This is a genomic window from Pontiella desulfatans, from assembly GCF_900890425.1.
GTDB classification, from domain to species: domain Bacteria; phylum Verrucomicrobiota; class Kiritimatiellia; order Kiritimatiellales; family Pontiellaceae; genus Pontiella; species Pontiella desulfatans.
Genome location: NZ_CAAHFG010000003.1, coordinates 1,085,156 through 1,108,466 on the forward strand (window position 1 = coordinate 1,085,156; position 23,311 = coordinate 1,108,466).

The window sequence follows — 23,311 nt, forward strand, 5'->3', positions numbered from 1 at the left end:
TTGTCCGGCGGGGCAAAGCGGGATACCTTTTTGCCCCATGACCGACAACCCCCTCAATCCGAATCCCGAACGCCCTGAAGTCCATGTGGTGCATGGAGCCGATGCCTACGCCAACACGCTGACGGTGCTCGACGCGTTCGACCTTACGGCGGTAAATGGAAAGACCGTGTTGTTGAAGCCCAATGTCGGGCGGATGTCGGAGGTCGGCTCCGGGGTCAATACCAATCCCAAGGTGGTCGCCGCCGCGATCGATGCCTTCCGTGCTGCCGGAGCAATCGTGTCCATTGGGGAAAGCCCGATCACCGGTGTCAAGACCATGGAGGCGTTCGAGCTTTCCGGCATCGCCGACGTGGCGAGGGAGAAGGATTGCCCGTTGATCGATATGGATGAGCGCAAGCCGGTCATCACGCCCGTTCCGGAGGGCAAGGTGATCGACTCACTTAAAATCTGCGCCGATGTCTTTGATTTTGATTTCGTGGTCTCCATCCCGGTGATGAAGATCCATATGCACACCGGCGCAACACTCTCGATCAAGAACATGAAGGGCTGCCTTTGGCGGCGTAGCAAGGTCGATCTCCACATGCTCCCTCAGCTGGAAGGCACAACCGACAAATCGCTGGATATTGCCATTGGTGATATGGCTGGGGTGCTCCGGCCTCACTTTGCGCTCATTGATGGTTCCATCGGTCTGGAAGGCCTGGGGCCGGGTGCCGGGACGCCCAAGGAACTGAATGTGGTGTTGGCCGGGGGCGATGGTTTTGCGGCCGATGCCGTGGCCTGCCGGTTGATGGGGCGCAAGGCGGAGGAAATTCCCCATTTGCGGATCGGTGCCGCGAATGGGTTTGGCATCATCGATCTGGATCGGATCCGGGTATCACCGGACAGCTGGCAGGACTATGCGTCCGAATTCAAGGCCGCGCCGAAAAACCTGTCGTTCGAATTTCCGAACATCGAGGTGCTCGATAAAAATTCCTGCAGTGCTTGCCAGTCCACGTTGCTGCTGTTTCTCCAACGTTTCGGCGAGTCGCTGGCTGACTATATCCCGGAAGACGAACCGTTGCGGGTGGCGATCGGGAAGGGGCACGACGAGCTGCCCGATGGAACCTTGTGCATTGGCCAATGCACCATTCGGCAAAAAGAGGGCGGCATCTTTGTTCCCGGATGCCCGCCCGTCGGCAGCCAAATCTTTAAAACGCTTCAGCAACATGCTGAGGACGAATCCTCCAACCCATAAGGTTATATGAAACGGATCGGAATCAGTATTGGCGATATCAATGGCATTGGCCCCGAGGTCACGCTTAAGGCGGTTGGTTTGCATGATTGGCCGCGCGATGTGGAGTTTATGCTCTATGGCCCGGTCACCGCAATCAAGATGCAGGCGCGTGAGTTGAAGCTGGAGTTGCCTGAACATGTCCATTTGCGCGATGTCGGAATTGACGTGGCGTGGAATGTGGGCTCGGTGGCCGTTGATGCTTCTCAGGCGGCGGAGCTAGCGATCCGGCGGGTGGTCGAGGGCTGCCTGAGCGGGGATTTGGATGCCATGGTTACGGCGCCGATCTGCAAGGAGGGCTTTCATGAAGCTGGAATTCACGTGCCGGGGCATACCGAATTGCTGGCTTCCCTGACCGGCACTTCAACCTTCGGCATGATGCTGATGGGCGGTGGGCTGCGCGTGATGCTCGTGACGCGCCACCTGCCGATTTCCGACGTGCCGAAAGCGCTGACGAAGGAGCTGGTTCGTGAACACATCGAATTGACCGGCCAAGCCCTAAAGTTGTTTGGGATCGAAAATGGAAAAATCGGCGTGTGTGGCCTCAACCCCCATGCCGGCGATGGCGGGGTGCTGGGTTGCGAGGAAAAGACGCTGATCAACCCGGCCATCCAGGAAGCGCGTAAAAAGGGGTTCCATGTTTCCGATGCGGTTCCGGCCGATACGATTTTTTATGAAGCCTTGAGAGGGGACTATGATGCGGTGGTGGCGATGTACCACGACCAAGGCTTGGCTCCGCTGAAAATGATTGGTTTCGACGAGGGGATCAACGTAACGCTCGGCCTGCCGATCATCCGCACCTCGCCCGACCACGGCACCGCCTTCGGCATTGCCGGGAAAAACGAGGCCTCGCCGAAAAGCATGCAAAACGCAATCGCCCTCGCCATCGAAATGGCCGGCAAGCCCAACCCTTGGAAAAACAAGTAGCAACGAATGAATGTGAAGCAACGAATCCTCTCAGCCGTTATTCGTTGCAGAAATAACGGAAGCAATGATGTCTGAAGAACCGAAATTGACGAGCCCGAAGGAAGTGCGCGGACTGCTGGCGCAACTGGGGCACCGCCCGAACAAGGGGCTGGGGCAAAACTATCTGATCGATGCCAACATCCTCGACATCATCGCCGCCACCGCCCAGATCCAGCCGGACGAATCCGTGCTCGAAATCGGACCAGGCCTCGGCGCGCTGACGGAACGGATTATTCCCCAGGCCAAGTCGGTGACCTGCATCGAGAAGGATCCGACGATGGTGAAATACCTGAAGTCGCGCTTCTCCAGCTTCACCCTCGTTGAGTCCGATGCGCTGGACGTCGATATGGATGCGCTGTTCGAAAAGGGCATCACCAAGGTGGCGGCCAATCTGCCGTATTCCGTGGCGAGCCGCTTGATGGTGGATATTGCCGAGTGCGCGCACCGCCCGGAACTGATGTCGCTCACCATCCAGAAGGAGGTGGCGGATCGGCTGTGCGCCCCGCCCGGCGATGGGCATTATGGCGTGCTCGGGATCCTGACCGGTGTCTACTATGAAAACAAGCTGGTCAAAAAAATCAGCCCGACCTGTTTTCTGCCTCCACCAAAGGTGTGGTCGGCCGTGGTGAAGATGGAGCGGCGTTCTGAACCGCTCATTGAAGAGGAGCTATATCCGCTGTTCAAGAAGCTGGTGAAGGGCTGTTTTTCCCAGCGCCGCAAGCAGATCGGCACCATTCTCAAAAAACTCGGCGTTGAGCCGGTCGATCCCATTCTTGCCGACGCGGGAATCGAGCACGCCGAACGCCCCGAAAAGATTGAGATCGAGCGCTGGGCGCAATTGGCCCGGGTGCTATCCCGATAGCGTCATATGATTCTATGTTGACGCGATAGTATCGTTTGATACTATCACCGCCATGACGTGGAGTCCGACAGAGCTGGTGCTTTCTCCGGAAAGTATCAAGAAATTGGCCGAAGTGGAGCAGTTGATCGGGAAAGTGGAGGGGATGCAGCTTTCCCGCCCGGTTCCGAAGCTACGCCAAAAGAACCGCGCAAAATCCATTCGGGGATCCACCGGGATAGAGGGGAACAGCTGTTCCGTTGAGCAGGTTGAGGCGATCGCCGATGGCCAGCCGGTCGCTCTATCAAAAAAGGAGCAGTTGGAGATCCGCAATGCTCTTGAGACCTACGATGCGTTGCCGTCCTTCGATCCGGTTTCGATTGCTTCTCTTTTGGATGCGCAACGGATGCTGATGGGGAACGGGCTGTTGCTGGTGCCCGGAAGGTTCCGGCAGGGGCCGGTCGAGGTTTATGTAACCGAAACGGAAACCCTTCGCCTGCCGTCGTGGAAAACCGTGGAGCCTTCCGTGCAGGCTCTCTTTGACGACCTCGAAAACGGCGCGGAGCTAATGCTGATTTCATCGATCCGTTTCCATTTCGAATTTGTGGGCATCCATCCGTTCTCGGATGGAAATGGCCGGATGGCCCGTCTGTGGCAGACGCGGTTATTGATGGAGGAGCATCCTGTCTTTGAATTCCTTGATGTGGAGTCGATGGTGTTTGACCGGCGCGAAGAATACTACAGGCAGATTCGGCGGGCGCAGGAGTGCGGAAATGTGGACGGCTTTGTGTTGTTCATGCTCGAGCAGATCCGGCGTTCGCTGGAAAGCCTATGGGAAAGCAGTGCACCTGGGCGGAACACCTTTGCGGATCGGATTTCCATTGCACAGCAGACCTTCGGGGAAGACTTTTTTTCAAGAAAGGATTACATGCGTCTGTTCAAGACCGTTTCGCCGGCCACGGCGAGCCGCGATTTGTCCGCCGGTGTTTCCTCCGGTGCGCTGGAGCGGGAAGGCGACAAACGCACCGCGGTATATCGGTTTAGGCCAATCAATGGTTGATCGGGGCATGGCAGGCGCCATTCCCCGGAAACCCAACCCAGTCGAGCGCTGGGCGTTCCGGGTTAGTCGCTATTTCTTCTGGGTTACAATCCGGATTTCGTTTTATAATGGTTTCACGTGTCGCGGAACGTCTAGGGTGGCGTCCGTATTAACAACAGGGAAGCTGCGCATATGATTTTCGGAAAGAAAAAGGGCAAGGAAGAACCGGTGCCGGTGTTCGCGAAGGACGATCCGGATTTCTGGCGCTCGATCCCGGTGGGCAGTGCGGTTTCGTTAACCGACGAAGCGGCCATCGAAGAGGCGATGCGCATTGGCGTCGGGGTTTCGGGGCTCGACTATGAAGTCACGGTGGCCGAAGTTGTTCGCGACCTGGGAAAAAATGCCGAGTGGTGGTTCTACTATATCGAGGGCCACAAGACCGAAAACCTGTGGCTGATGGTCAAGATCGTTGGTGCGGACATTGTTCCGATCGTCTATTTCGAGGTGGAGGATTTTCCGCCAACGCTACGCAGCCGCCTGGTGGCCGACGGGCTGGTCTGGATGTTTGAAAAGGGCGAGGTGGGCGGTGCGCCGCATGCGCCGGTTTTTGCCTCGGACATTTTCCAGACGCTGGAGGACGCGGATGGCGACGAATACGAAGTCCATTATCGCCAAAAGCCGCAGGGCACCGTCTATGGCCGCTATTCGCGCGTTCCCGCCGATGCCGGGCTGAGCGATGTCTTCATGGCCTTTAGCGAATACGAAGCCGACGAGTCGTTCGAGAACCCGGAGCTGCTGGTGATGGAAAAGGGCGGCGAGGATGATCCGGCGGGCGGGTTGGTCAGTCTCTATGTGGGCGGGATCACGGTGTTCAACGATATTGAGGTTTTGAGGAGCTGCTGATGCAGCAGGAAATTAACAACGAAAGCGAGGTTCGGAATGGTAGATAAGATCGAAACATTGGAACAGGTGGCAGGGGTGTTGGAATCGCAGGGCTATGATGCCCGGTTGGTTTCCGGCGAAGCGGTCATGGTGGATGTCGGCGGTTCGGAGCATCCGTTCGCGGCGGTCGTTACCAAGAACGACAATGGCGCCGAGTTTGTGCTGACCTGCCAGTTGGCCACGCTGGGCGATATCGAAGAAGACCTCTCCGCCCAGTTCATGCTGGCGGCGTTGGATGCCAATACGGCGATCCGGCCGTTCGCCTTCGCGGTCATCAGCGATACGGACGATCCGGCCCTGGCCGAGCCCGAGCAATGGCCCGTGGTGCTGACCTCCAGCATTCCCGTCGGCGATCTCTCCGAAGGGGAACTCTGCGTGGCGATGGACGGGCTGTGGAGCGCGCTGACCGCCGCCGCCCCGGTGCTGAAGCTTGGAATCACAAAATAACCGTTTGGAATAGAAGGAGTAGAATCATGGCAAGTTTATTCAAGGCAATTTCGAATGTAGTGCGCGGCGCGAAGGATGATTTGGCCAAGTCGATGGCCGATCCGGTGCGGGATGGAAAGATTGCCATCGCCGACAGCGAAAAGCAGGTGGCGGAATTCACCACCAAGATCGCTTCGTTGGTCGCGGAAAACAAGCGGCTGATCAAGCAGCGCGACGAAGCGGCCGAGGAGGTCGAAAAGTTCACCCGCATTGCCCAGAAGGCGGCGCAGGCCGGCAACGAGGCGGACGTCCGCTCGGCGCTGGAAATGAAAACCCGCGCGGACGAGCGCGTGGCTTCGTTGACCGCCGAGGTGGCCAAGAGCGAGCAGCTCACGTCGATGCTGCGCGACCAGCTGGGCAAGGCGCGTGCCAAGGTGGCGCAGGCCAAGAGCAACATGACCCGCATGTCGGCCCGCGTCGAAGGCGCCAAGATCCGGACGGAACTGGCAAAGGCTTCGTCCGAATTCAACGCCGGAAACAGTCCGCTGGGTGCGCTGGACGACCTGGAAAAATCCGTGCAGGAAAAGGAGAGCGAAGCGGAGGCCTGGGAAGAAATGGTCGGCATGGAAAACCAAGGCAGTGCCGCCGACCTGGCATCCAAATACGATACTCCTGCAAGCGCGCTGGACGATGAAGTCGCCAAGCTCATGGCAGCCAACAAAAAGGGATAATTAAGAATGAAGATTTAAGAATGAAGAATGGTTGGTCTGTCGCCATTCTTCATGAACCACTCGCAAGCTCGTTATTTGCATGTGCAGATTATTTGCACTGCGCTTCGGCTGAATTCTTAAATCTTCATTTCTCCAAGCAAGGGGGCAGGAAATGATCTATCTATCGTGGAGCCTGTATGCGGCGGTCTGGTTGGCTGTCGCTTTGGTGTTTTTGTTCGTTGCGAAAAAGCTGTTCGATCTGCTGACGCCATATTCGCTCGAAGTGCAGCTGACCGAAAAGGACAATCCGGCGGTTGGCCTGGTGCTGGGCGGTTTTCTGCTGGGGGTTGCGGCGGTTGTCTGCGGAACCTTTGCCGGGGAGTCGGGCGAAGTGTCGGTTGCCGGGTTTGCCGCCGACATTGGTTGGGTGGCGATCTATGTGGTGATCGGGATGGTGCTGCTGTTCTTCGCCGGCATCGTGAACGATAAGCTGGTCTTGCATCGCTTCCAGAACCAGCATGAGGTGGTGGAGGAACGCAACATGGGCGTCGCGGCCATCGTTGCGGCGACCTATCTCGGTTCCGGGTTGATTGTGGGCGGAGGCATTTCGGGGAGCTTCAGCCTGACGACGGCAATCCTGCCCTTCATTGCCGGCCAGATTGCGTTGGTGCTCTTCGCCCACCTCTACCAAATCCTGACGAAGCATGATGATTTGAAGGAGATCGGCGAAAATAAGAACGTTGCGGCGGGCGTGGCCTATGCCGGCAACATCCTGGCCTACAGCATCATCCTGATGAAGGGGGTGTCGATGGGCGGCGAGGGCATCGAGATGCGCATCGACCGGCTTTGGCATTTCCTCTACTACGCCGTGGCAGGCAGCATCCTGCTGTCGGTGGTTCGCATGGTTGCCGACCGTGTGTTCCTGCCGAAGGCGCGGCTGCACGACGAGATCGTTGAAGACCGGAACCTGGGCGCCGGATTTATTGAAGCGGGGTTGGCCTTGGCCACGGCCGCGGTTTTGGGTTTTTGCCTGTAAGGGAGGTGGAGCATGGAAACGACTGAAAAAGTAATTGCCGGGGCATTTGTCACCGTAGTGGGGGTGAGCATGCTGGGGACGTGTTCCCGAAACCGTTCCACCCAGGAAGAGTACATCCGCTATTCTCCCCAGCCCGTTCCGGTTCCGCCGGCGGTGGATTCGGTGGATGTTCGCGCCGCCGAAGGCATCATCAACTTGAACGAAGTGCGCGACTCGTTCCGTGCGACGCACGAGATGGCCGTCTTCGAACAGCGCGTCAACGAAATCTACGAAGGCGAACAGATGGTCGTCTTCGAAGCGAAAGAGGTGGGCAATGGCTTCCAGCTCCTCGCCCGCGAGGATCTGGATGGAAGCAAAAGCACCACCGCGTCCGACGATCTGCTCTTCACGCTCAGCGTCATGGGACGCGAAGCCACGCTCAAGGGGCATGGCGCGAACGACTACTACAAGGAAACCTGGCTCTACGAACCGCCGGCCGATGCCGCGGAGCGCGTGCGCGAGGTGCACCACCACTCTTCGTTCGCCAGCTCGCCGTTTTTCTGGTGGTGGCTGCTGTCGCCGGGGTGGGGCGGCTACTACACCCCGATGGCGCGCTACGATTCCATGTATGCCTATCGGGGCGGCTATCGCAATTCGGGGGCCTACCGCGACCAGGTTTCGCGCAATACCAGCTATGCCCGCAGCAAGAGCTCCTCGTTCCGCAACACATCCAGCACGATGTCGTCGCAACGCAAGAGCTATGTGAGCAAGATGCCCAGCACCTCGGGCTATAAGCAAAAGATGGCTGCATCGGCCCGCAAGACCGGCACCAGCGCCAAGTCGCAAACCCGTACATCGGGCACAAAGAGCGGCAGCTTCTCCGGTACGAGCAATAAAAGCAGTTCGTCGAAGGGCTATGGCGGGTTCCGCGGTTCGAGCGGCTTCTAATGGCGCCGCGCTACGCAAAGGAGATGCCGGGGGCGGAGCAGGTGCTTCGTCCCGGCAACCTGGCCGACTATGAAGGCGAGGCCTGGGACATCCGTATCTCCGTTGGCGATGCCCCGTTGGATGAAGCCTTCTTTTTCCCGGTCGAATCGTTGGCCGACTCCGACCGGTCGGTGCGCGAACTGCTGGAGCAGTTTGCCCTGAATCCGGATCGCGAGGCCGAGCTGGATATCGACCACTATCCCGACCTCCCGTTCCTTCAGCAGGAGCTGGTTCAATTCTACGAGGCGGCCCGGAAAGGCCAATTCAACCTCAAGGTGTTCGTGAACCATGGGGAGGGTGAGTTGGATCTGGAATCTTCCGCCCGCGAGGTGCTGGCGAGCTGCACCTTCCGCAACCGCGCGTGGGACTATCTCGTCCTCGATCTGGTGTTCGAGGCCGAAACCGCATCGGCCGATTCCACGGCGGTTGAAGCCTTTGTTGGCCGGCATCAAAACAACGGGAGCCGCGAGGCGCTTCAAGGCGAGGCGGAAGCCTTGGCGGCCACCTATGAAAAGTTCGCTTCGGTATCGGTGGCCCCCTGCGCGCTCGGTGTGCCCGATGGCTTCGACGTCCGCCTGCAAATGATGGAGTTCGATGGGCTCGATCCCGAACGGTGCGTGTTGGCCATGCTGATGGCCGAGGGCGGGGTGGAACTTGCCGAAGCCTTCGGGCCCGTCTGCCAGGCCCTCGCCTTCAAGACCAACTTCACCACAGAAATCTTGGAGGGGCTCAAGTCGCTTGAAGACGCTTCGATTAGTTGACTTGCATGGCAACCGTTCCTCCTACGAGCTGTGCCTGCCCGATGGCATGGCGTGTTGGCAGGTGCAGTCGTTGCGCGACTATCTAGCCCTCGCTCCATCCGTCGCCCGCGAGCGGGGGTTCATGGCGGAGCCTCCGGGCCGTTTGCGGCACGAAACCCTGCGGCGATTGGTTGCGCATCCTTCTTCCGCATTCCACCGCCCGGTACAATTTGTGCAGGATGGCGTCCTGCTCGACGACTTCGGCATAATTGATCTGCGGGATGCCGAGACCGAACTGCTGCTGGAGCGCGACGAAACGGCTTCGCCGGGCAACCCCCGGTCGGTTTCGTTGGCCGAATGCAACCGGCGTGCATTCAAAGGGGCCGCGGCGGAAGTGGTTCGGTGCGTCGATGCGCTGTTTGATTTCGAAACCCACCGGATCGAGGATCGCGGGGGGAGGCGAATGGGCTCCTTGTCGGAACTCTACGAAGGCTTTGCCGGCTTGCTCGACGAAGCCAACCAGCTCCGCTTTCTCTTTCGAGTGGCCGAGGTGGTGCATTCGCATCCATTCGAAAATATTTCGAAAATGGTCGAGGGGGTTCCGTTTTGTTCGGGCTGGGAAATGTGGGGGCGGATGCAGCAGGGCGGGGGCGGCATCTGTGCCGAAAAAACCGGTGCCCTAAAATTCATCTGCGATGTGCTTGGGGTTCCAACCTTCTATGCCGCCGGTTCGCAATACACGATCCCGGACGATTACGAGCTGCAACTGAAGCGCTACATTGCATCGGAAGGCGATGCTCCGCAGCCCGTTTGGATCCAGCATCTGCTGCTGGGTTTCAAGATCGGTGGCAGGGAATATCTGGCGGATGTCTCGAACGGGAACCTGCCATTGCTGTTCCTGGCGGGGGCCGACATGCACCGCTATCTGGCCGCCGGCTACCGGGCGCGCATGGTCTACCACGTGGAGCACATGAACCTGCGCCGCGTCTCCAACTGGGCGGGCGACGCGTTGTTGACCCTCTGCGAGTTCCATGTGCCCGACCTGCATTTCCAATATATTTTCGACCAGGCACTGGGCTTGCATATTTCACCGAAGGCCTATGTCGGGGCCTTCTTCGACTATGGCGGAATCCGCACCGCGCGCTACCAAGGCCACTACACGGCGCTCGCCGATGCACTCCGGCTGCCGTGCCCGCGCTTCATTCGCGAGGGCAACTTGCAAAGCGTGCCCGATGAGGCCTTGCGGGAAACCTTGTTCCGCGTGCTTGTGGCGTTGCGGGAGCACTATGCCAACCCGCACTATACCGGCGACTTCACCTTCGTGGTGCAGCCCTTGGGTGGACGTTCGGTTCCCCCGCGCATCAGCCGCGCGGTGCGTGGTTATTTATGGAACCGAACAGAACATGAAGGGGTTTGAATGGAAACGATTTTAGGAGCGGCGCAACAGGCGTTTGACCGGGTGGGTTTTTTCCGTTTGCTTTATGGTGAACGGCCGGAGCGAACCGAAGCGGTTCCGTTTGTTGGAAGCACGCACTATTTCCGCGCGGAGGGGACGCTGGATTGCATCGATCCCGCGGTGGCGATTTGCGGGGCGTTGCCGCCGTTCCATCGCGGGTTCAGGCGGCTTCCTTTCACGGTGGTGGAGTCGGAGGCGGATATCGACCAGCGGCAGGAGCGGCTGGAGCGGGCGCTCGGGGATGTCGGCATTGCCGAAGAACCTTCCCGGCGGATGCTGATGATCACCAACGAAGCCAACGGCCCGTTCGCCTGCGATCTCTCGACCGGCCTGGGTTGGGAGGGGCACCCCGCCTCGATCCACTATTGGGGCGGAACCGAAGAGGAGCTCGGCTTCCAGCTTGCTGCGCATGAACCGGACTATGTGGTTTGGTGTTTGCCGCAGAACCCCACGGGCTTGCTGCCGTTCCCCGGCGAGCAAACCATCGTTGCCCACTGCATCGATGCCCCGTTGCCGGACTGGCAGGGCATGCTCTGGCTTTTCTGCGACGAAATCAATCTGATCGGTTCGCGTCCCCCGGGGCGAACGGCCTTCCGGGTGGATTGGGAACAGCTTTTGATAGAAGCCGGCCATTCCGGCCGGCCGGCCATCACAACCTTGAAGCACGAGGCCTTCCCGCTGGTGCGCTATGAACTCCCCAACGCCTTTGAGGTGCTCGTGTGAACCTCGAATGGATCCAGCACGAAAACTCGCTGACCTTGGTCGATAAAGGGGAGCATTCCGCCCTCGTGGTGGAGCGCTTCCTGCGGCATCTGTTTCAAACCTCGCGGTTCTACCGAAGGCAAATCGAAGAAACCGGGGTTCCACTGGATGCTCCGTTCGAACTGCTTTCCCGCATGCCGGTCTCCTCCAAGGAAGACTATCGCGACGCCCTGCAAACCGAGGCCTTGCAGACCCTGCATGCGCGCCCGTTCATCAGCGACTACAGCTCCGGCTCCACCGACAAATGCGTGCTGCGCTTTTCGTCGGTTGCAGAGGAGTTGGCCGAGTTGGAGATTACCGAAACCGTGTTCCGCCGCGCGGGCATGGGGGCGGGCGACCGCTTTGTTTGCCTCGAAGTGGGGGCGCCGGAAATATACGACTTCTATTTCCGCGCCGCGCGCAACATCGGCGCCGCCCAGACGACCTATATCAAGGTGACCAGCCACTATGCCGCATCGTTCGCCCCGCTGTTGCGGTTGGAACCCACGGTGATCCTCTCCTTGCCGAGCCTGATGGTCAAGGCCTGGCCCTACATACGCGACCATTGGCCGAAGGGGGCGTCGCCGGTCAAGTCGTTCATCCACATGGGCGAGGCCATGCATCCCGACCTGAAGCGGGAGATTGAAACGGTGTGGGGTTGCAAGGTTTATTCCTTTTACGGGACGACGGAACTCGGCGGCATGGGCGGCGAATGCATCCATGGCAACGGGTGCCATTTCGACCCCCGCATGGTTTGCCCAACGCTCGGCAATCCAAGCGAGCTTTCCCCGGGCCTATTCGAAGGCGAAGGATATTTCACGACGCTCCATTTCCGGAGCCAGGCGGTGGTCAAATACCGTGCGGGCGATGTGGTGCAGCTCGATCTCAACCCCTGCCCCTGTGGCGAGGACTCGCCGCGGTTGCGCTTTGTCGAACGTACCGCCGATAGCTTCATTATCACCGGCGACAAGTTCCGCTACGAAACCGTCTTCAATGCCCTGCGCAAGGCGGTGCCTGAGATCGATTTGTTGACCATCCGGCTCGACGACATCCCGGGTTCCGACAAGGCCCGCATCACGCTGGTGTTGCCGAAGGCCGCCGAATCCCGGCGGGAACGCATCGCCGAAACCCTGCGCCGGGGCATCTTCGAACTGGACGCGGTGTTCCACTATGGATTTGCCGAATTCGAGCTGGAGTTTGTTTCGCCGGAGGCGTTCGGCGAACGAAAGATGAAGCGTGTCGTTGATGCAAGGAAGTATTTCTCGTAAAACGTTTGGAAGTGGCCAAAGGCAAGGTGGGGTTATGGTTCAATTGTTGATGATGATCTTTAGGCGGTTCGCCGTGCTGCGCTCGGTGCAGGTGCTGCGCGTCTGCATCGTCTTTTTCGCTTTGCTGCTCTATGCAACGGCGGGATACCGCTACTTCGAAGGACGGGTGAACCCGGACCTCGGTTGGGGCGATTCCCTCTGGTGGGCGATTGTTACCATGACCACGGTTGGCTACGGCGACCTTTATCCCAGCACCGCCGCCGGCCGCTTCCTGGTCGGGTTCCCGACCATGCTGCTGGGCGTCAGCATCCTGGGCTATGTGCTTTCCGTGGTGGCGACCGCGATGGTGGAATCTAGATTGAAGGAGATCAAAGGCATGAACGATATCGAATTGAACAACCATATTCTCATCTGCAACTTTGCCGGCCTCGAAAAAACATTGCAGTTGATCCATGAAATCCGCCAGGACGAATCCACGCGCGAGGCCCATGTGGTGATTATCGACGAACAGCTCGACGAGCTTCCCCCGGAACTCCAGCAGCAGGAGAATGTCCATTATGTGAAAGGCTCGCCGGCACGCGAAAGCACGCTCGAGAAAGCAAACATGGCTGGCGCCCGCGCGGTCATCCTGCAGGCCGATCCGTCCCGACCGAAGGAGTCCGACATTGCCAACCTCCGTGCGGCGCTCACCATCGAAACCCTTTGCCCGGAAATCTTCAGCTGCGTGGAATGCATCGACCCCGACAGTGCCGTGTTTTTCGAGCGCGCCAACTGCGACAGTGTGGTTTGCATTGCAACGCTATCCGGGCAGATGGTTGTGCAGGAGCTGCAGGATCCCGGCGTCTCCGCCGTGGTTGCCGAGCTGACCTCCAACCGGCACGGCCGGCAATTCTATCTCGTTGACGTTGCGCAGGGATGCAGCGACTTCAAGGCGGCGAAAGCCCATTACGATAACGACGAGACCCTGTTGATGGGCATCCGCCGCAAGGAGGAAAATATTCTGCTTCCCAAGCCGGGCTTCAAGCTGGAACCCGGCGACCGCGCCGTACTCGTGGCCGCCACGCGGCCCGCATAAGGGCATCGAGGGTCTAATCGTCGTCCCTGCTGTAGGAGCGCAACGAACGCAGGAAAAGGCCGAGCCCGCCGATCGACAGCACGAGGATGACAATCAGGTCGAACGCGCTCATGGCTCGGAAGCGGAACTGGATCGATGAGATGACACCGAAGACCAGCGCAATCAGCGAACCGACCGCCAGCAACCAGCCATACCACTTTTTGCTGTCGTAGAAAATGATGCCGACCCCGAACATGAACGGGATCATGACCATGCCGCTGGTGATGCCGAAGCGCCCGAAGCTATAGAGATGGTAGCCGAAACCGAAATGGGTGCTGACGATGATGGAGTTGAGCAGCATGTAGATCCCGCCACACATCATCACGAGCCCGATCAAAAACTGGCCAATTCCCCCCGACGATCCGCCGGCGCCCCGTTTTTCAATGTCGTTGGGCTTTCCCATGCCTATGCCCTGGCTTTGGGGTTGCGGCGGAATCCGTTGCGGACGGCGAGCGTCCAGACCACCCAAAGGGCTTCGTAGACAATGTTGCCACTCATCTTCGATGTGCCTTCCTGGCGGTCTTCGAAGGTAATCGGCACCTCGCCGATCTTGAAGCCTTTCATCCAGGCCTTGTGCGTCATTTCAATCTGGAAGCCATAGCCGTTGGCCTTGACGGCGTCGAAGTCGTAGGCCTGCAGCACCTCGCGGCGGAAGCACTTGAACCCGCCGGTCGGGTCGGAGACCGGCATGCCGGTGATCAGGTGGACATAGATGGCCGCGCCGCGGCTGAGCAGCAGGCGCGACATCGGCCAATTCAGCACGCGGATGCCGCCGCAATAGCGCGAGCCGATAACGAGGTCGCAACCCCCGAGAATCTTGTCGCGGAAGTTGGGGATTTCGGTGGGGTCGTGCGAGAAGTCGCAGTCCATCTCCATCACGAATTTATAGTCGCGTTCGAGCGCCCATTTGAAACCGGCAATGTAGGCGCGCCCCAGGCCGTCTTTCGATGTGCGGTGCAGCACATGCACCCGTTCGAATTTTTCAGACAGGGCGTCGGCCATCTCGCCGGTGCCGTCGGGGGAGTTGTCGTCAACAAAAAGGATGTTCACATGCGGAGAGGTGTCCAGCACCGCGGTGGTGATCCTGTTGATGTTCTCTTTCTCGTTGTAGGTCGGGATGATGACCAGTGTGTCAATCTCGCTCATGGTGCAGACTGTGGCTGAAATGTGTATGGGTTTCAAGTGGTAAAGGCGGAACTACATACATTTAACCGTCCGCACGCCGGCGGAAGAAGCCACGATGAGCCGGATGTCCGCCGTTCCGGCATGGGGATATTTCTTTTCCGCCGCCTTGCGGTAGATCTCCATCTGCCCCTGGTAGTCCGCCACGGCCTTTTCGTCGCTGGCCTCGGTGAATTTATAGTCGAAGATCGCAAATCCATCGCTCGTTTGGCAGAGCAGGTCGATGGTTCCGTCGATCAATGTGTCGTCCTCGTGCAGGACGAACGGGAACTCGGGAAGCAATTCCTTCATGCTGCCGGTCAGCTGGATCATTAGTTCGCGGGTCTGCCCGATCCGCTCCTCCATCGCCCCCGCCTCGGCCTTGGTTGCCCCGAAATCCTCGCGCAGGATTTCCAGCCATTCCGCAACCGACCCTTCCCATCCGTTCAAGGCCAGCTGCTCCAGCACGGCATGGCCGAGCGAGCCGATGGCCGCGGCGTTTTCCACGCTGCGGAATCCGGTTGGATCGAAAGGACCGTCGCTTTCCAGTTCATCCTGCTCCTTGGCCAACCGTGTGGCCGGAATGCGGCGGAGCGTGGGCTGCGGCGGAGGCGGGGGGAGGGAATCCAGCGCGCGGGCCAACCCGCCCTCCGTCGGCAGGGCCGCCGGTTCCGCCTCGGCGATCTCGACGGCGTCCGCAAGCCGGGCATAGGGAATGGCCGGAATCTCCTTGCCGATGAACGGCTCCATATCCTTCAGCCAACCGCCGGAAATTTTCCCCTTCGTGGAGGAGGTAACCACCAGGTCGCGTGCGCGGGTCATGGCCACGTAGAACAGGTTTTTCAATTCGTGCGCACGTACGGCCTTGGCGCGTTCGTTGGCGGCGGCGAAGCCGGGCGAGGCCGCCTGGCTCTTGTCCGGCGAAGTCACCTTGACGCCCAGCATGGGCTGGTGCTCGTCGTCGAAGCTGATCCGGGCAAAGCCGCGGTCGGAGTCGGGGCGGAAGCTGGTGTCCGGCAGGAAGACGACACGTTTGGTCAACCCCTTCGAGCCGTGCACGGTCATGAGGGTAACGGCGTTCTGGGCGGGATCGAGCAGGGCCGCTTCGGGAACCTGGGGCGGGTTGGCGATTTGCTGCGCCAGTTTACGTGCCACGGCCGCGGGGGTGGTCCGGGCCCCGCGCTCCGCATCGCGCAGCCAGTCGAGCACCTTGCGCAGGTTGGCCAGCCGTTGCGCGCCGCGCGGCAATCCCGCCAGCAGGGCATCGTAGCCGGTTTCATCAATCAGCAGGCGCACCAGCTCCGACGCCAGCTTGGTGCCGGGCAACTCGCGGTAGCGGTCGATTACATCGGTTTGGTTTGCAGCGTTGGCCATGAGGGTGCCGATGGAAAAGCCTTCATTGCTCCAGGCCAGCTCGGCGATGGTTTCGTCGGACAGCCCAATCCAGGGCGAGCGCAGGAAGCCGACGAGCGAATAGGCGTCCTTCGGATTCGTGACGACGTTTAGGAACAGCGAAACATCGCGTGTTTCCTGCCGGGTAAAGAGACCGCGCCCCTTGCCGCCGAGGGTGTAGGGGATGCCCTGGTGGCGCAAGGCCTGCTCCAGTGCCGACTGATGGGTTGTGCGGCGCAGCAGGATCAGGATGTCGGAATACCGGTAGGCGTTGCCGCCGCCGGTCGGTTGGAAGCCATCGGCGTGGCGATAGGCCGGTTGCCAGTCGCTGTCGCCATGGACTAACAACTGAATGCGGTTGGCCACGGCCTTCATTTCGGCGGCAACCTGGTCTTGCTTCGAAAGGTCTTCGTCGATATCCGATTCGAGGAATTCGACGCAGGCTTTCTCTCCATCCGTTTCAAAGTCCGGATTGGCTTCCAGCCGGTCGCCTTCGGCATAGTCCTCCGCGCCATAAACCGAAGAGAAGAGCGCGTTCACCACGTCGAGAATCGGCGCCTTGCTGCGGTAGCTGGTGTTCAGGTTTTCCAGTTCCCCTCCCGCCGCCACAATCAGTTGCTGGAGGTCGGGCATCACCTCCGGATCGGCGCCGCGCCAGGTATAGATGCTCTGTTTCTTGTCGCCGCAAATGATGAGCCGGGTGTGCTCGTTCCAAAGCGCCTGGATCAGGTCGCACTGGATGCGCGAGGTATCCTGCACCTCGTCGACGATCACATAGTCGAATTCCGGCTTGGCTTTCCCGGATGCGAGCAATTCGGCCGCCATGCGCAGCTGGTCGTCGAAATCAACCGAATCCATCGCATGCTTGCGCTGTTGGAACCGTGTTGCCACGGTCTGAACATAGCGGGCGAAGGCCTTGGCCGCCGGGAAGCGTGTCCGGTAGTGCTCCCGTTCAACGGTTTCCTCCCGCAGTTGCTTGAAGCGGGGATAGATGCTTTTCGCTTCCCCGTAGGAAAAGTGGCCGGAAAAATTCTGCCCGAAGAGTTCAACCAGCCGAAGCGGATCGTCGGTCTGCTCCAACGCCTTTTCTAGGGCGACGATCGCTTCCGTGGTTTTTTTCGTCTGTTTGGCGAGGCCTTTAAGTTCCTTGAGGATTTGGAGGAAATCGACGATCGATACCGGGGGCCGGGGTTCCGGTAGCATGGCTTCGGCATGTTCGAGCGAGATGCCCAGGCTGCCGGCTTGGCCAATGAGGGCCGGGACGGTTTCCGTCACGCTCGATCCAAAGCCCCCGCCGGTTCCGATCATCTGGGCCCCGGCGCAAAAGGTCTTGAAGTCCGGATCGGTTTCCAATTGCTTGAGCAGTTCCTCGCGGCAGATTTGGTTGAGCAACTCCTTGTGCTCGTCGCCCACCAAAACGGAAAAACCGGGCGAGAGGCCGGCTTCGAGCGCATGTTCGCGCAGCAGGCGCGTGCAGAACGAATGGATTGTGCCGATTGGGGCCGACGGCAGATGGGTCATGGCCGCAATGGCGCGCTCGGCCGTTGCATCGTTCCCGGATTCCTCCGCCTCCCGCCGTGCGCGCAGCAGCCGGTGCGCAACCCGCATCCGCAGCTCGGCCGCTGCGTTGTCGGTGAAGGTCATCAGCAGGATCTTGCGCGGGTCGATCGCCTCGTCCAGGACCAGTTTTTCATAGAGCCCGGTAACCTGGTAGGTCTTGCCCGTGCCGGCGGATGCATTGTAGACGATGTTCATGCAAGCACTATAAAGGGAGCCGCCGACCGCCGGAAGCCGAAAGCCCCCCGATCCTCAAGGTATATCATCCAGCACCCACGATCGTGGGTGCTGGATGATATACCTTTGGGGCGGAAGGGGGCAGGGAGCGGTTGGCTGGTTTCGGAGGTTAATCGAGGAATTCGATGCAGATGGGGCCGCCTTCGAAGGGGACTTTTTTTTCCGTGAAGGTGAGCCTGCCGGTTTTTTGATCGACCTCGAAGAGGGCGATGTTGTGCGATTTCATGCCGCCGACGAGCATCCATTTCCCGGTGGGGTCGATGTTGAAGTTGCGGGGGATCCACACCTGCGCAGGTGTGGTTTCCAGTCGTTCGAAACCATCCTCGAAGCGGGTGAAGACGCTGATGGAGTCGCGGCCTTGTTCGGTGAGGTCGCGGTTGGAGGCATAGATGAACCGGCCGTTGGGATGAATGCGGATTTCAGCGCAGGTCATCTCGGATTTATCGCCCCCTTCCGGGAGAGTGGAAGCGGTTTTAACGAACTCGAGTTGACCGTTTTCGGCCGCCTTGAAAATGGAGACGCTTAGGTCGAGCTCGTTGAGGAGGTAGAGCAGGGAGCCGTCCTGGTTCCACTTCATGTGGCGCGGCCCCATGCTTCCACCGGGGACTTCCGCGAATCCGGCTGCGGAGAGGGTGCCGGCCTTGGGATCGAGCTGGTAGATCATGATTTTGTCGATGCCGAGGTCGGCCGCATAGGCGTGGGTGTTGGCCGGGTTGACGAAGACGGAGTGGGCATAGGCCTTTTTCTGGCGTTTGGGGTGCGTGCCGGAACCTTCGTGTTTGAAGAAGGATTTTGGCGCGGAGAGCGAGCCGTCGTCCTGGATTTGGTAGGAGGCCACGGCGCCGCCGCCGTAATGGGCGGTCATGACGCATTGGCCGGTTTTATCGAGGCTGACGTGGCAGGCACCGCCGCCCTCGGTTGTTTGGGTGTTGAGTTCCGTCAGCGATCCGTCGGTGTTGATTTTAAAGGCGGTGGTTCCGGTGGAGTAGAGGAGTTCCTTGTTTGGGTGGATGGCGATGAAGCCGCAGCCCTTGGTTTCGGCCGCGAGTGCCGGGGTGGAGAGTTCCCCGGTCTGGGCATCGAAGTCGGCGAAGTAGATGCCTTTGCTTTTTTGGGTTCCGAAGTAGACGCGCGAAGTGCTGGCACACGCGGTCATGAGGAGTGCGGTGCTTGCGAGGGTGAGTTGGGTGAACAGTACGGTTTTCATTTGCTTATCCTTTTATTTCGATGATGGATTCCCCCGAGGCCAGCATTTCAAGCGCAGGGTGGAGTGTTGTGGATAGAATCCGCTGAAGGTTAAGGTTTGTTGTGTTCCCGCAGGTCAGCCAAATGACCTGGGGTGGTGTGCCGTGTTGAGATAAAAGATGGGGGAAGTCGGCATCCTTGGTCAAAACAATCACGTTCGCTTCACGGGCGGCTTGGAATATTTCGAAGTCATCTGCGTCGCGCAGGCCGAGGTCGCGTACGGCCTTGGTTGGGATGGCTAACGTTTCCTCAATCCAAGGAGCGAGCCTTGGCGAGAGTTGGGCATCGAGCCAGACCGTCATGCCGCGATGATGGGGTGGTCGATCAGTTTGGATGCGTATTGGAGGCATGCCTGGAGATCGGCTTCTTCAAGATCCGGCATTTCCTCAAGAAGTTGCTTGGCATCCAATCCCGCAGAAAAGAGGTCTAGTACATCGGTAACCCGGATGCGCATGCCGCGGATACACGGACGACCTCCGCACTGGTTGGAATCGACCGTAATGCGTTCGTTCAGATATGTCATTGAAATCTCCTTCGAGAGTTGCATGCACAGTACACGTATAAACGGCGGTTCCGCAAGTATGGGCGGTGAATACTATTGGAAATTTACTTTGGCGATGTGGGGGAGTTCGCGGTAGAGGTTGTCGTAGTCGAGGCCGTAGCCGACCACGAAAAGGTCGTCGATTTCAAAGCCCTTGAAGTCGGCCTCGAACTCCACGGCGCGGTTGGCCTTTTTGTCGAGCAGGACGCAGGAATGCACGGTTTTCGCGCCGCGTTCAATCATCAGTTTCTTGGTGAAGGCCAGGGTGCGGCCGCTATCGAGGATGTCGTCGACGAGCAGGACGTTGGCATCGGTCAGGTTTTCGCGGATGTCGTGGATGATTTGGACGGTGCCGGAGGAGACGGTGCCCGCGCCATAGCTCGAAAGCGTCATGAAATCGATGTGGGGATGGGCGTTGTGGCGGTAGAAACTACGCATCAAATCGGCGAAAAACATGAAACTGCCCTTCAGGATGCCCACCACCACCAGGTGGTCGGGTTGGTCGGTTGCAATGATTTCGTCCACCAGGGAGTCCACCCGCCGGGCAATGGTTTGTTTATCGATCAGGATTTCTTTTACATCGTGCGCTCTCATGGGTAGTCTCCGCAGTTCTTCCAAAATTTGGTAGTAAGCATGCCCAACGTTTTGGATTTGGGCAACGAAAGAGTGACGATTGATCCGTGACGCGTGAATTGAATCTCGCCTCAATCGCCACGGATCACGTTCACTGGAGATTTGAAATGAAAGTACGTACACGTTTTGCACCGAGCCCTACGGGCCATGTCCACATCGGCAACATGCGTGCCGCGATCTACAACTGGTTGTTCGCCCGCCACATGGGTGGGGAATTCCTTCTGCGCGTGGAAGATACGGACCGCGAGCGCTCGACCCCCGAGGCCATCCAAACCCTGCTCGAGGCCATGGAGTGGTTGAAGCTGGATGTCGACGGGGAACCGCTCTACCAGAGCACCCGCATGGAGGCGCACCTCGAAGCGGCGGAAATGCTCCTCTCCAAGGGCATGGCCTACAAGGAGGACAAGGGCGGAACCGGACAGGGCGAATGCATCATCTTCAAGATGCCCGGAACCGACAGCACGTTCGAGGACGGCATCAAAGGTACGCTTTCGAAGGCGGCGGAAAACATGCAGGATTTCGTCATCGTCCGCTCCAACGGGACGCCGGTGTTCCATTTGGCCAACGTGCTCGACGACATCGAACAGGGGGTCACCCACGTGATCCGCGGCGACGACCATGTGGAAAACACCTTCCGCCATATTGCGCTCTATAAGGCCCTCGGCGCCGAAGTCCCGAACTTTGCCCACCTTCCGATGATCGTCAACGCGCAGGGCAAGCCCTACTCCAAGCGCGACGGCGACGCGTTCGTCGGCGATTTCCGCGAAAAGGGATTCCTCGGCGATGCGCTCTTCAACTATCTCGCCCTGCTGGGCTGGTCGCCCGGCGACGACCGCGAAGTGATGAGCCGCGACGAGATGGTCGAGGCCTTCACGCTGGAGCGCTGCCAGTCGTCCGCCGCCCAGGTCGACCTGAAGAAGCTGACATGGATGAACGGCGAATACATGCTGAAGCTTCCGGAGGAGGAGTTCGATTCCATGGCATTCGCCGAGCTGGAGAAGGCGGGGATCGAGGCGGAACCCGAATATGCCCAGCGTGTGTTCGGGCTGGTCCGCGAGCGCGTCAAGACCGTGGCCGACCTTGCGCCGATGGTGGGCTATTTCTTCACCGATGACTATGCATACGACGAGAAGGCCGTGAAGAAGAAAATCCAGAAGGACGGCGTGGCCGACATCCTGGCCCAGCTGAAGGAGCTCCTGGCTGCCCTGGAAGTCTTCGACGAAGCCTCGACCGACCAAGCGTTGCACGATTTTGTCGAAGCGTCCGGCCTCGGTTTCGGAGCGGTGATGGCGCCGGCGCGCATTGCGGTTTCCGGCATCCAGTCCGGGCCGGACTTGTTCCCCATGCTGGATGTGCTGGGGCGCGAGCGTGTGCTGAAAAGAATTGATCGCACGGTTCAATTGTTTTTGGCATAGTTTTCCAAGCGGAGGCAAGAGTCTCCCTTCAGGCTTGGAAAAATGCAGCTCATATCCACATCATGTTTCACAACGCTTGCGGCGGTCGACCTGGTCAAGGCATGGCCGTTCGTCATGGCGATGCAACTGCTGGTGCTCCTTGTGTTGGTTTGGGTGCTGGTCTGGAACCGGCGGCTCAAGCGGCGGATGCAACGGCAGTCCGTAGATCTCGAGCGCGAGCTGGAGCGACGCGTGATGGCCGAGGCCGCCCGCGAGGAACGGTTGCGCGACCGCGATGCCAACATCGCCATGCTGGTGAGCGTGAACGAGGATACCGAGGAGGCGCGCGAAAAACTCGAGGAGGCCAACGAACAACTGCAGGAGGCCATCCGGCGTGCCAATGAACTGGCGGTCGAGGCCCAGGCGGCCAACATTGCCAAAAGCGAATTCCTCGCCAACATGAGCCATGAAATCCGAACCCCCATGAACGGCATCATCGGGGTCACCAACCTGCTGCTGGATTCGGGGCTCACGGAAGACCAGCAAGACCTGGCCGCCACGGTGCACCGCAGCGGCAAATCATTGTTGGCCATCGTGAACGATATCCTGGATTTCTCAAAGATCGAGGCGGGGCACATGGAGATCGAAATACTCGATTTCGATCTGAAGGTTGTGCTGGGCGATCTGCGGGCCATGCTGAGTCTGCAAGCGCAACGCAAAGGGATCGGCTTCGACGTGCGTGTGGACCCGGAGGTGCCTGCCCGGTTATGCGGCGATGTGAGCCGCCTCCGGCAGATCCTCACCAACCTCGTCGGCAACGCCATCAAGTTCACCGAAGAGGGTGAGGTGGCATTGGCTGTATTGCTTTCCGACCGCCATGATGGCCACGTCCATATCCGGTTCGAAGTCAGGGACACGGGCATTGGCATCGATCCCGGGCATTTGGCCCATATCTTTGGCGCATTCCATCAGCAGGATGCCTCGACCTCCCGCAAATATGGAGGAACCGGCCTGGGGCTGACGATCTGCAAGCAGCTGGTGGAAATCATGGGCGGCGAGATCGGGGCTGAAAGTGCCGCTGGCGAAGGTTCCGTTTTCTGGTTCGAAATCCCGGTTGATCTGCAGAGTGGGACAAGTGTCCAGACCGCATTCGACTTCGTGAAGACCGGCACACCCAAGCCGTGCGAGGACGAAGTGAGCGCCACCCAGGACATACTTTTGTCAACCCGTATGGAAATCCAGGCCATGGATCGGGATGTCCGGGTGTTGGTGGTGGAGGACAATCTCGTGAATCAAACCGTTGCCGTGCGCACGCTGCATAAGATGGGGTGTATTGCGGAGGCTTCGAAGGATGGTGCCGATGCCATCGAACTTTTGGCGAACCGCCATTTCGACCTGGTGCTGATGGATGTGCAGATGCCCAAGATGGACGGACTCGAAACTACCAAGGCCATCCGGGAAAAGGAGGTGGCGGAGGCGTTGCCCCGACTACCCATCATCGCAATGACCGCCCACGCCCTCAGTGGCGACCGCGAACGTTGTTTGGAAGGCGGCATGGATGGCTATATCACCAAGCCCATCAATGTTGCGGAGCTGTCCAACGCGGTCTTCCAATCTCTGGGGTCTCAATCGGATTAAG

General features: G+C 59.3%; 23 protein-coding genes. 16 read left to right on the plus strand and 7 right to left on the minus strand.

Annotated features, from left to right (window positions below):
* Nucleotides 1-37: 37 nt before the first annotated feature.
* From E9954_RS24960 to E9954_RS25020, 14 genes are all read left to right on the plus strand, one after another.
* Complete coding sequence (locus tag E9954_RS24960; RefSeq protein ID WP_136081984.1) at nt 38-1,234, plus strand: DUF362 domain-containing protein; 1,197 nt, start codon at nt 38-40, stop codon at nt 1,232-1,234.
* Between the two features lie 6 nt (nt 1,235-1,240).
* The gene (pdxA, locus tag E9954_RS24965; RefSeq protein ID WP_136081985.1) at nt 1,241-2,197 is read left to right on the plus strand and encodes a 4-hydroxythreonine-4-phosphate dehydrogenase PdxA; all 957 of its coding nucleotides are present in this window, start codon (nt 1,241-1,243) and stop codon (nt 2,195-2,197) included.
* A 64-nt stretch (nt 2,198-2,261) separates the two neighbouring features.
* Nucleotides 2,262-3,098, plus strand: a complete 837-nt coding sequence (gene rsmA / locus E9954_RS24970; protein WP_136081986.1) for a 16S rRNA (adenine(1518)-N(6)/adenine(1519)-N(6))-dimethyltransferase RsmA — start codon at nt 2,262-2,264, stop codon at nt 3,096-3,098.
* Between the two features lie 52 nt (nt 3,099-3,150).
* On the plus strand, nt 3,151-4,134 hold the full coding sequence (locus E9954_RS24975) for a Fic family protein (protein ID WP_136081987.1): 984 nt from the start codon (nt 3,151-3,153) through the stop codon (nt 4,132-4,134).
* 171 nt (nt 4,135-4,305) lie between these two features.
* A complete protein-coding gene (locus E9954_RS24980) occupies nt 4,306-5,016 on the plus strand; it encodes a hypothetical protein (RefSeq protein WP_136081988.1) in 711 nt (236 codons plus the stop codon).
* A gap of 36 nt (nt 5,017-5,052) precedes the next feature.
* Nucleotides 5,053-5,502, plus strand: a complete 450-nt coding sequence (locus E9954_RS32760; RefSeq protein WP_168442587.1) for a hypothetical protein — start codon at nt 5,053-5,055, stop codon at nt 5,500-5,502.
* Between the two features lie 26 nt (nt 5,503-5,528).
* Nucleotides 5,529-6,212, plus strand: a complete 684-nt coding sequence (locus tag E9954_RS24985) for a PspA/IM30 family protein (protein ID WP_168442588.1) — start codon at nt 5,529-5,531, stop codon at nt 6,210-6,212.
* Nucleotides 6,213-6,363: 151 nt separating this feature from the next.
* Nucleotides 6,364-7,227: a DUF350 domain-containing protein gene (locus E9954_RS24990; RefSeq protein WP_136081990.1), complete on the plus strand. Its 864-nt coding sequence runs from the start codon at nt 6,364-6,366 to the stop codon at nt 7,225-7,227.
* A 12-nt stretch (nt 7,228-7,239) separates the two neighbouring features.
* Nucleotides 7,240-8,154 carry a hypothetical protein gene (locus E9954_RS24995; protein WP_136081991.1) on the plus strand — a complete coding sequence of 305 codons (915 nt, stop codon included), beginning with the start codon at nt 7,240-7,242 and terminating at the stop codon, nt 8,152-8,154.
* Nucleotides 8,154-8,954: a hypothetical protein gene (locus E9954_RS25000; protein ID WP_136081992.1), complete on the plus strand. Its 801-nt coding sequence runs from the start codon at nt 8,154-8,156 to the stop codon at nt 8,952-8,954. Before E9954_RS24995 ends, E9954_RS25000 begins: the two co-directional genes overlap by 1 nt.
* A complete protein-coding gene (locus tag E9954_RS25005) occupies nt 8,932-10,350 on the plus strand; it encodes a hypothetical protein (RefSeq protein WP_136081993.1) in 1,419 nt (472 codons plus the stop codon). Before E9954_RS25000 ends, E9954_RS25005 begins: the two co-directional genes overlap by 23 nt.
* Nucleotides 10,351-11,112 (plus strand): hypothetical protein, encoded by a 762-nt coding sequence (locus E9954_RS25010; protein ID WP_136081994.1) that lies wholly within the window; start codon nt 10,351-10,353, stop codon nt 11,110-11,112.
* Nucleotides 11,109-12,398, plus strand: a complete 1,290-nt coding sequence (locus E9954_RS25015) for a phenylacetate--CoA ligase family protein (RefSeq protein WP_136081995.1) — start codon at nt 11,109-11,111, stop codon at nt 12,396-12,398. The genes E9954_RS25010 and E9954_RS25015 overlap by 4 nt, the downstream gene beginning before the upstream one ends.
* A gap of 34 nt (nt 12,399-12,432) precedes the next feature.
* Nucleotides 12,433-13,473, plus strand: a complete 1,041-nt coding sequence (locus tag E9954_RS25020) for a potassium channel family protein (protein ID WP_168442589.1) — start codon at nt 12,433-12,435, stop codon at nt 13,471-13,473.
* Nucleotides 13,474-13,486: 13 nt separating this feature from the next.
* On the opposite strand, the gene E9954_RS25025 is transcribed toward E9954_RS25020, so the two are convergent.
* The 7 genes from E9954_RS25025 to hpt form a co-directional block, all read right to left on the minus strand.
* On the minus strand, nt 13,487-13,915 hold the full coding sequence (locus tag E9954_RS25025) for a hypothetical protein (RefSeq protein ID WP_136081997.1): 429 nt from the start codon (nt 13,913-13,915) through the stop codon (nt 13,487-13,489).
* 2 nt (nt 13,916-13,917) lie between these two features.
* Nucleotides 13,918-14,658, minus strand: coding sequence for a polyprenol monophosphomannose synthase (locus E9954_RS25030; protein ID WP_136081998.1), 741 nt, complete (start codon nt 14,656-14,658; stop codon nt 13,918-13,920).
* Nucleotides 14,659-14,709: 51 nt separating this feature from the next.
* Nucleotides 14,710-17,820, minus strand: coding sequence for a UvrD-helicase domain-containing protein (locus tag E9954_RS25035; protein WP_136081999.1), 3,111 nt, complete (start codon nt 17,818-17,820; stop codon nt 14,710-14,712).
* Nucleotides 17,821-17,968: 148 nt separating this feature from the next.
* Complete coding sequence (locus E9954_RS25040; RefSeq protein ID WP_136082000.1) at nt 17,969-19,066, minus strand: lactonase family protein; 1,098 nt, start codon at nt 19,064-19,066, stop codon at nt 17,969-17,971.
* A gap of 4 nt (nt 19,067-19,070) precedes the next feature.
* A complete protein-coding gene (locus tag E9954_RS25045) occupies nt 19,071-19,406 on the minus strand; it encodes a DUF5615 family PIN-like protein (protein ID WP_136082001.1) in 336 nt (111 codons plus the stop codon).
* Nucleotides 19,403-19,627: a DUF433 domain-containing protein gene (locus E9954_RS25050; protein ID WP_136082002.1), complete on the minus strand. Its 225-nt coding sequence runs from the start codon at nt 19,625-19,627 to the stop codon at nt 19,403-19,405. The genes E9954_RS25045 and E9954_RS25050 overlap by 4 nt, the downstream gene beginning before the upstream one ends.
* A 72-nt stretch (nt 19,628-19,699) precedes the next feature.
* Nucleotides 19,700-20,239 (minus strand): hypoxanthine phosphoribosyltransferase, encoded by a 540-nt coding sequence (gene hpt / locus E9954_RS25055; protein ID WP_136082003.1) that lies wholly within the window; start codon nt 20,237-20,239, stop codon nt 19,700-19,702.
* Nucleotides 20,240-20,385: 146 nt separating this feature from the next.
* Between hpt and gltX the strand changes: the two genes are divergently transcribed.
* Complete coding sequence (gltX, locus tag E9954_RS25060) at nt 20,386-21,693, plus strand: glutamate--tRNA ligase (RefSeq protein ID WP_136082004.1); 1,308 nt, start codon at nt 20,386-20,388, stop codon at nt 21,691-21,693.
* 42 nt (nt 21,694-21,735) lie between these two features.
* Nucleotides 21,736-23,310, plus strand: coding sequence for an ATP-binding protein (locus tag E9954_RS25065; protein ID WP_136082005.1), 1,575 nt, complete (start codon nt 21,736-21,738; stop codon nt 23,308-23,310).
* Nucleotide 23,311 lies beyond the last annotated feature (1 nt).

Coding starts and splice junctions, on each gene's coding strand:
- E9954_RS25065 (WP_136082005.1), top strand. CDS start 21,736: ATGCAGCTCATATCCACATCATGTTTCACAACGCTTGCGGCGGTCGAC.
- rsmA (WP_136081986.1), top strand. CDS start 2,262: ATGATGTCTGAAGAACCGAAATTGACGAGCCCGAAGGAAGTGCGCGGA.
- E9954_RS25000 (WP_136081992.1), top strand. CDS start 8,154: ATGGCGCCGCGCTACGCAAAGGAGATGCCGGGGGCGGAGCAGGTGCTT.
- E9954_RS25025 (WP_136081997.1), bottom strand. CDS start 13,915: ATGGGAAAGCCCAACGACATTGAAAAACGGGGCGCCGGCGGATCGTCG.
- E9954_RS25050 (WP_136082002.1), bottom strand. CDS start 19,627: ATGACATATCTGAACGAACGCATTACGGTCGATTCCAACCAGTGCGGA.
- E9954_RS24985 (WP_168442588.1), top strand. CDS start 5,529: ATGGCAAGTTTATTCAAGGCAATTTCGAATGTAGTGCGCGGCGCGAAG.
- hpt (WP_136082003.1), bottom strand. CDS start 20,239: ATGAGAGCGCACGATGTAAAAGAAATCCTGATCGATAAACAAACCATT.
- E9954_RS24990 (WP_136081990.1), top strand. CDS start 6,364: ATGATCTATCTATCGTGGAGCCTGTATGCGGCGGTCTGGTTGGCTGTC.
- E9954_RS32760 (WP_168442587.1), top strand. CDS start 5,053: ATGGTAGATAAGATCGAAACATTGGAACAGGTGGCAGGGGTGTTGGAA.
- E9954_RS24960 (WP_136081984.1), top strand. CDS start 38: ATGACCGACAACCCCCTCAATCCGAATCCCGAACGCCCTGAAGTCCAT.
- E9954_RS25045 (WP_136082001.1), bottom strand. CDS start 19,406: ATGACGGTCTGGCTCGATGCCCAACTCTCGCCAAGGCTCGCTCCTTGG.
- E9954_RS24975 (WP_136081987.1), top strand. CDS start 3,151: ATGACGTGGAGTCCGACAGAGCTGGTGCTTTCTCCGGAAAGTATCAAG.
- E9954_RS24995 (WP_136081991.1), top strand. CDS start 7,240: ATGGAAACGACTGAAAAAGTAATTGCCGGGGCATTTGTCACCGTAGTG.
- E9954_RS25040 (WP_136082000.1), bottom strand. CDS start 19,066: ATGAAAACCGTACTGTTCACCCAACTCACCCTCGCAAGCACCGCACTC.
- E9954_RS25020 (WP_168442589.1), top strand. CDS start 12,433: ATGGTTCAATTGTTGATGATGATCTTTAGGCGGTTCGCCGTGCTGCGC.
- gltX (WP_136082004.1), top strand. CDS start 20,386: ATGAAAGTACGTACACGTTTTGCACCGAGCCCTACGGGCCATGTCCAC.
- pdxA (WP_136081985.1), top strand. CDS start 1,241: ATGAAACGGATCGGAATCAGTATTGGCGATATCAATGGCATTGGCCCC.
- E9954_RS25035 (WP_136081999.1), bottom strand. CDS start 17,820: ATGAACATCGTCTACAATGCATCCGCCGGCACGGGCAAGACCTACCAG.
- E9954_RS24980 (WP_136081988.1), top strand. CDS start 4,306: ATGATTTTCGGAAAGAAAAAGGGCAAGGAAGAACCGGTGCCGGTGTTC.
- E9954_RS25010 (WP_136081994.1), top strand. CDS start 10,351: ATGGAAACGATTTTAGGAGCGGCGCAACAGGCGTTTGACCGGGTGGGT.
- E9954_RS25030 (WP_136081998.1), bottom strand. CDS start 14,658: ATGAGCGAGATTGACACACTGGTCATCATCCCGACCTACAACGAGAAA.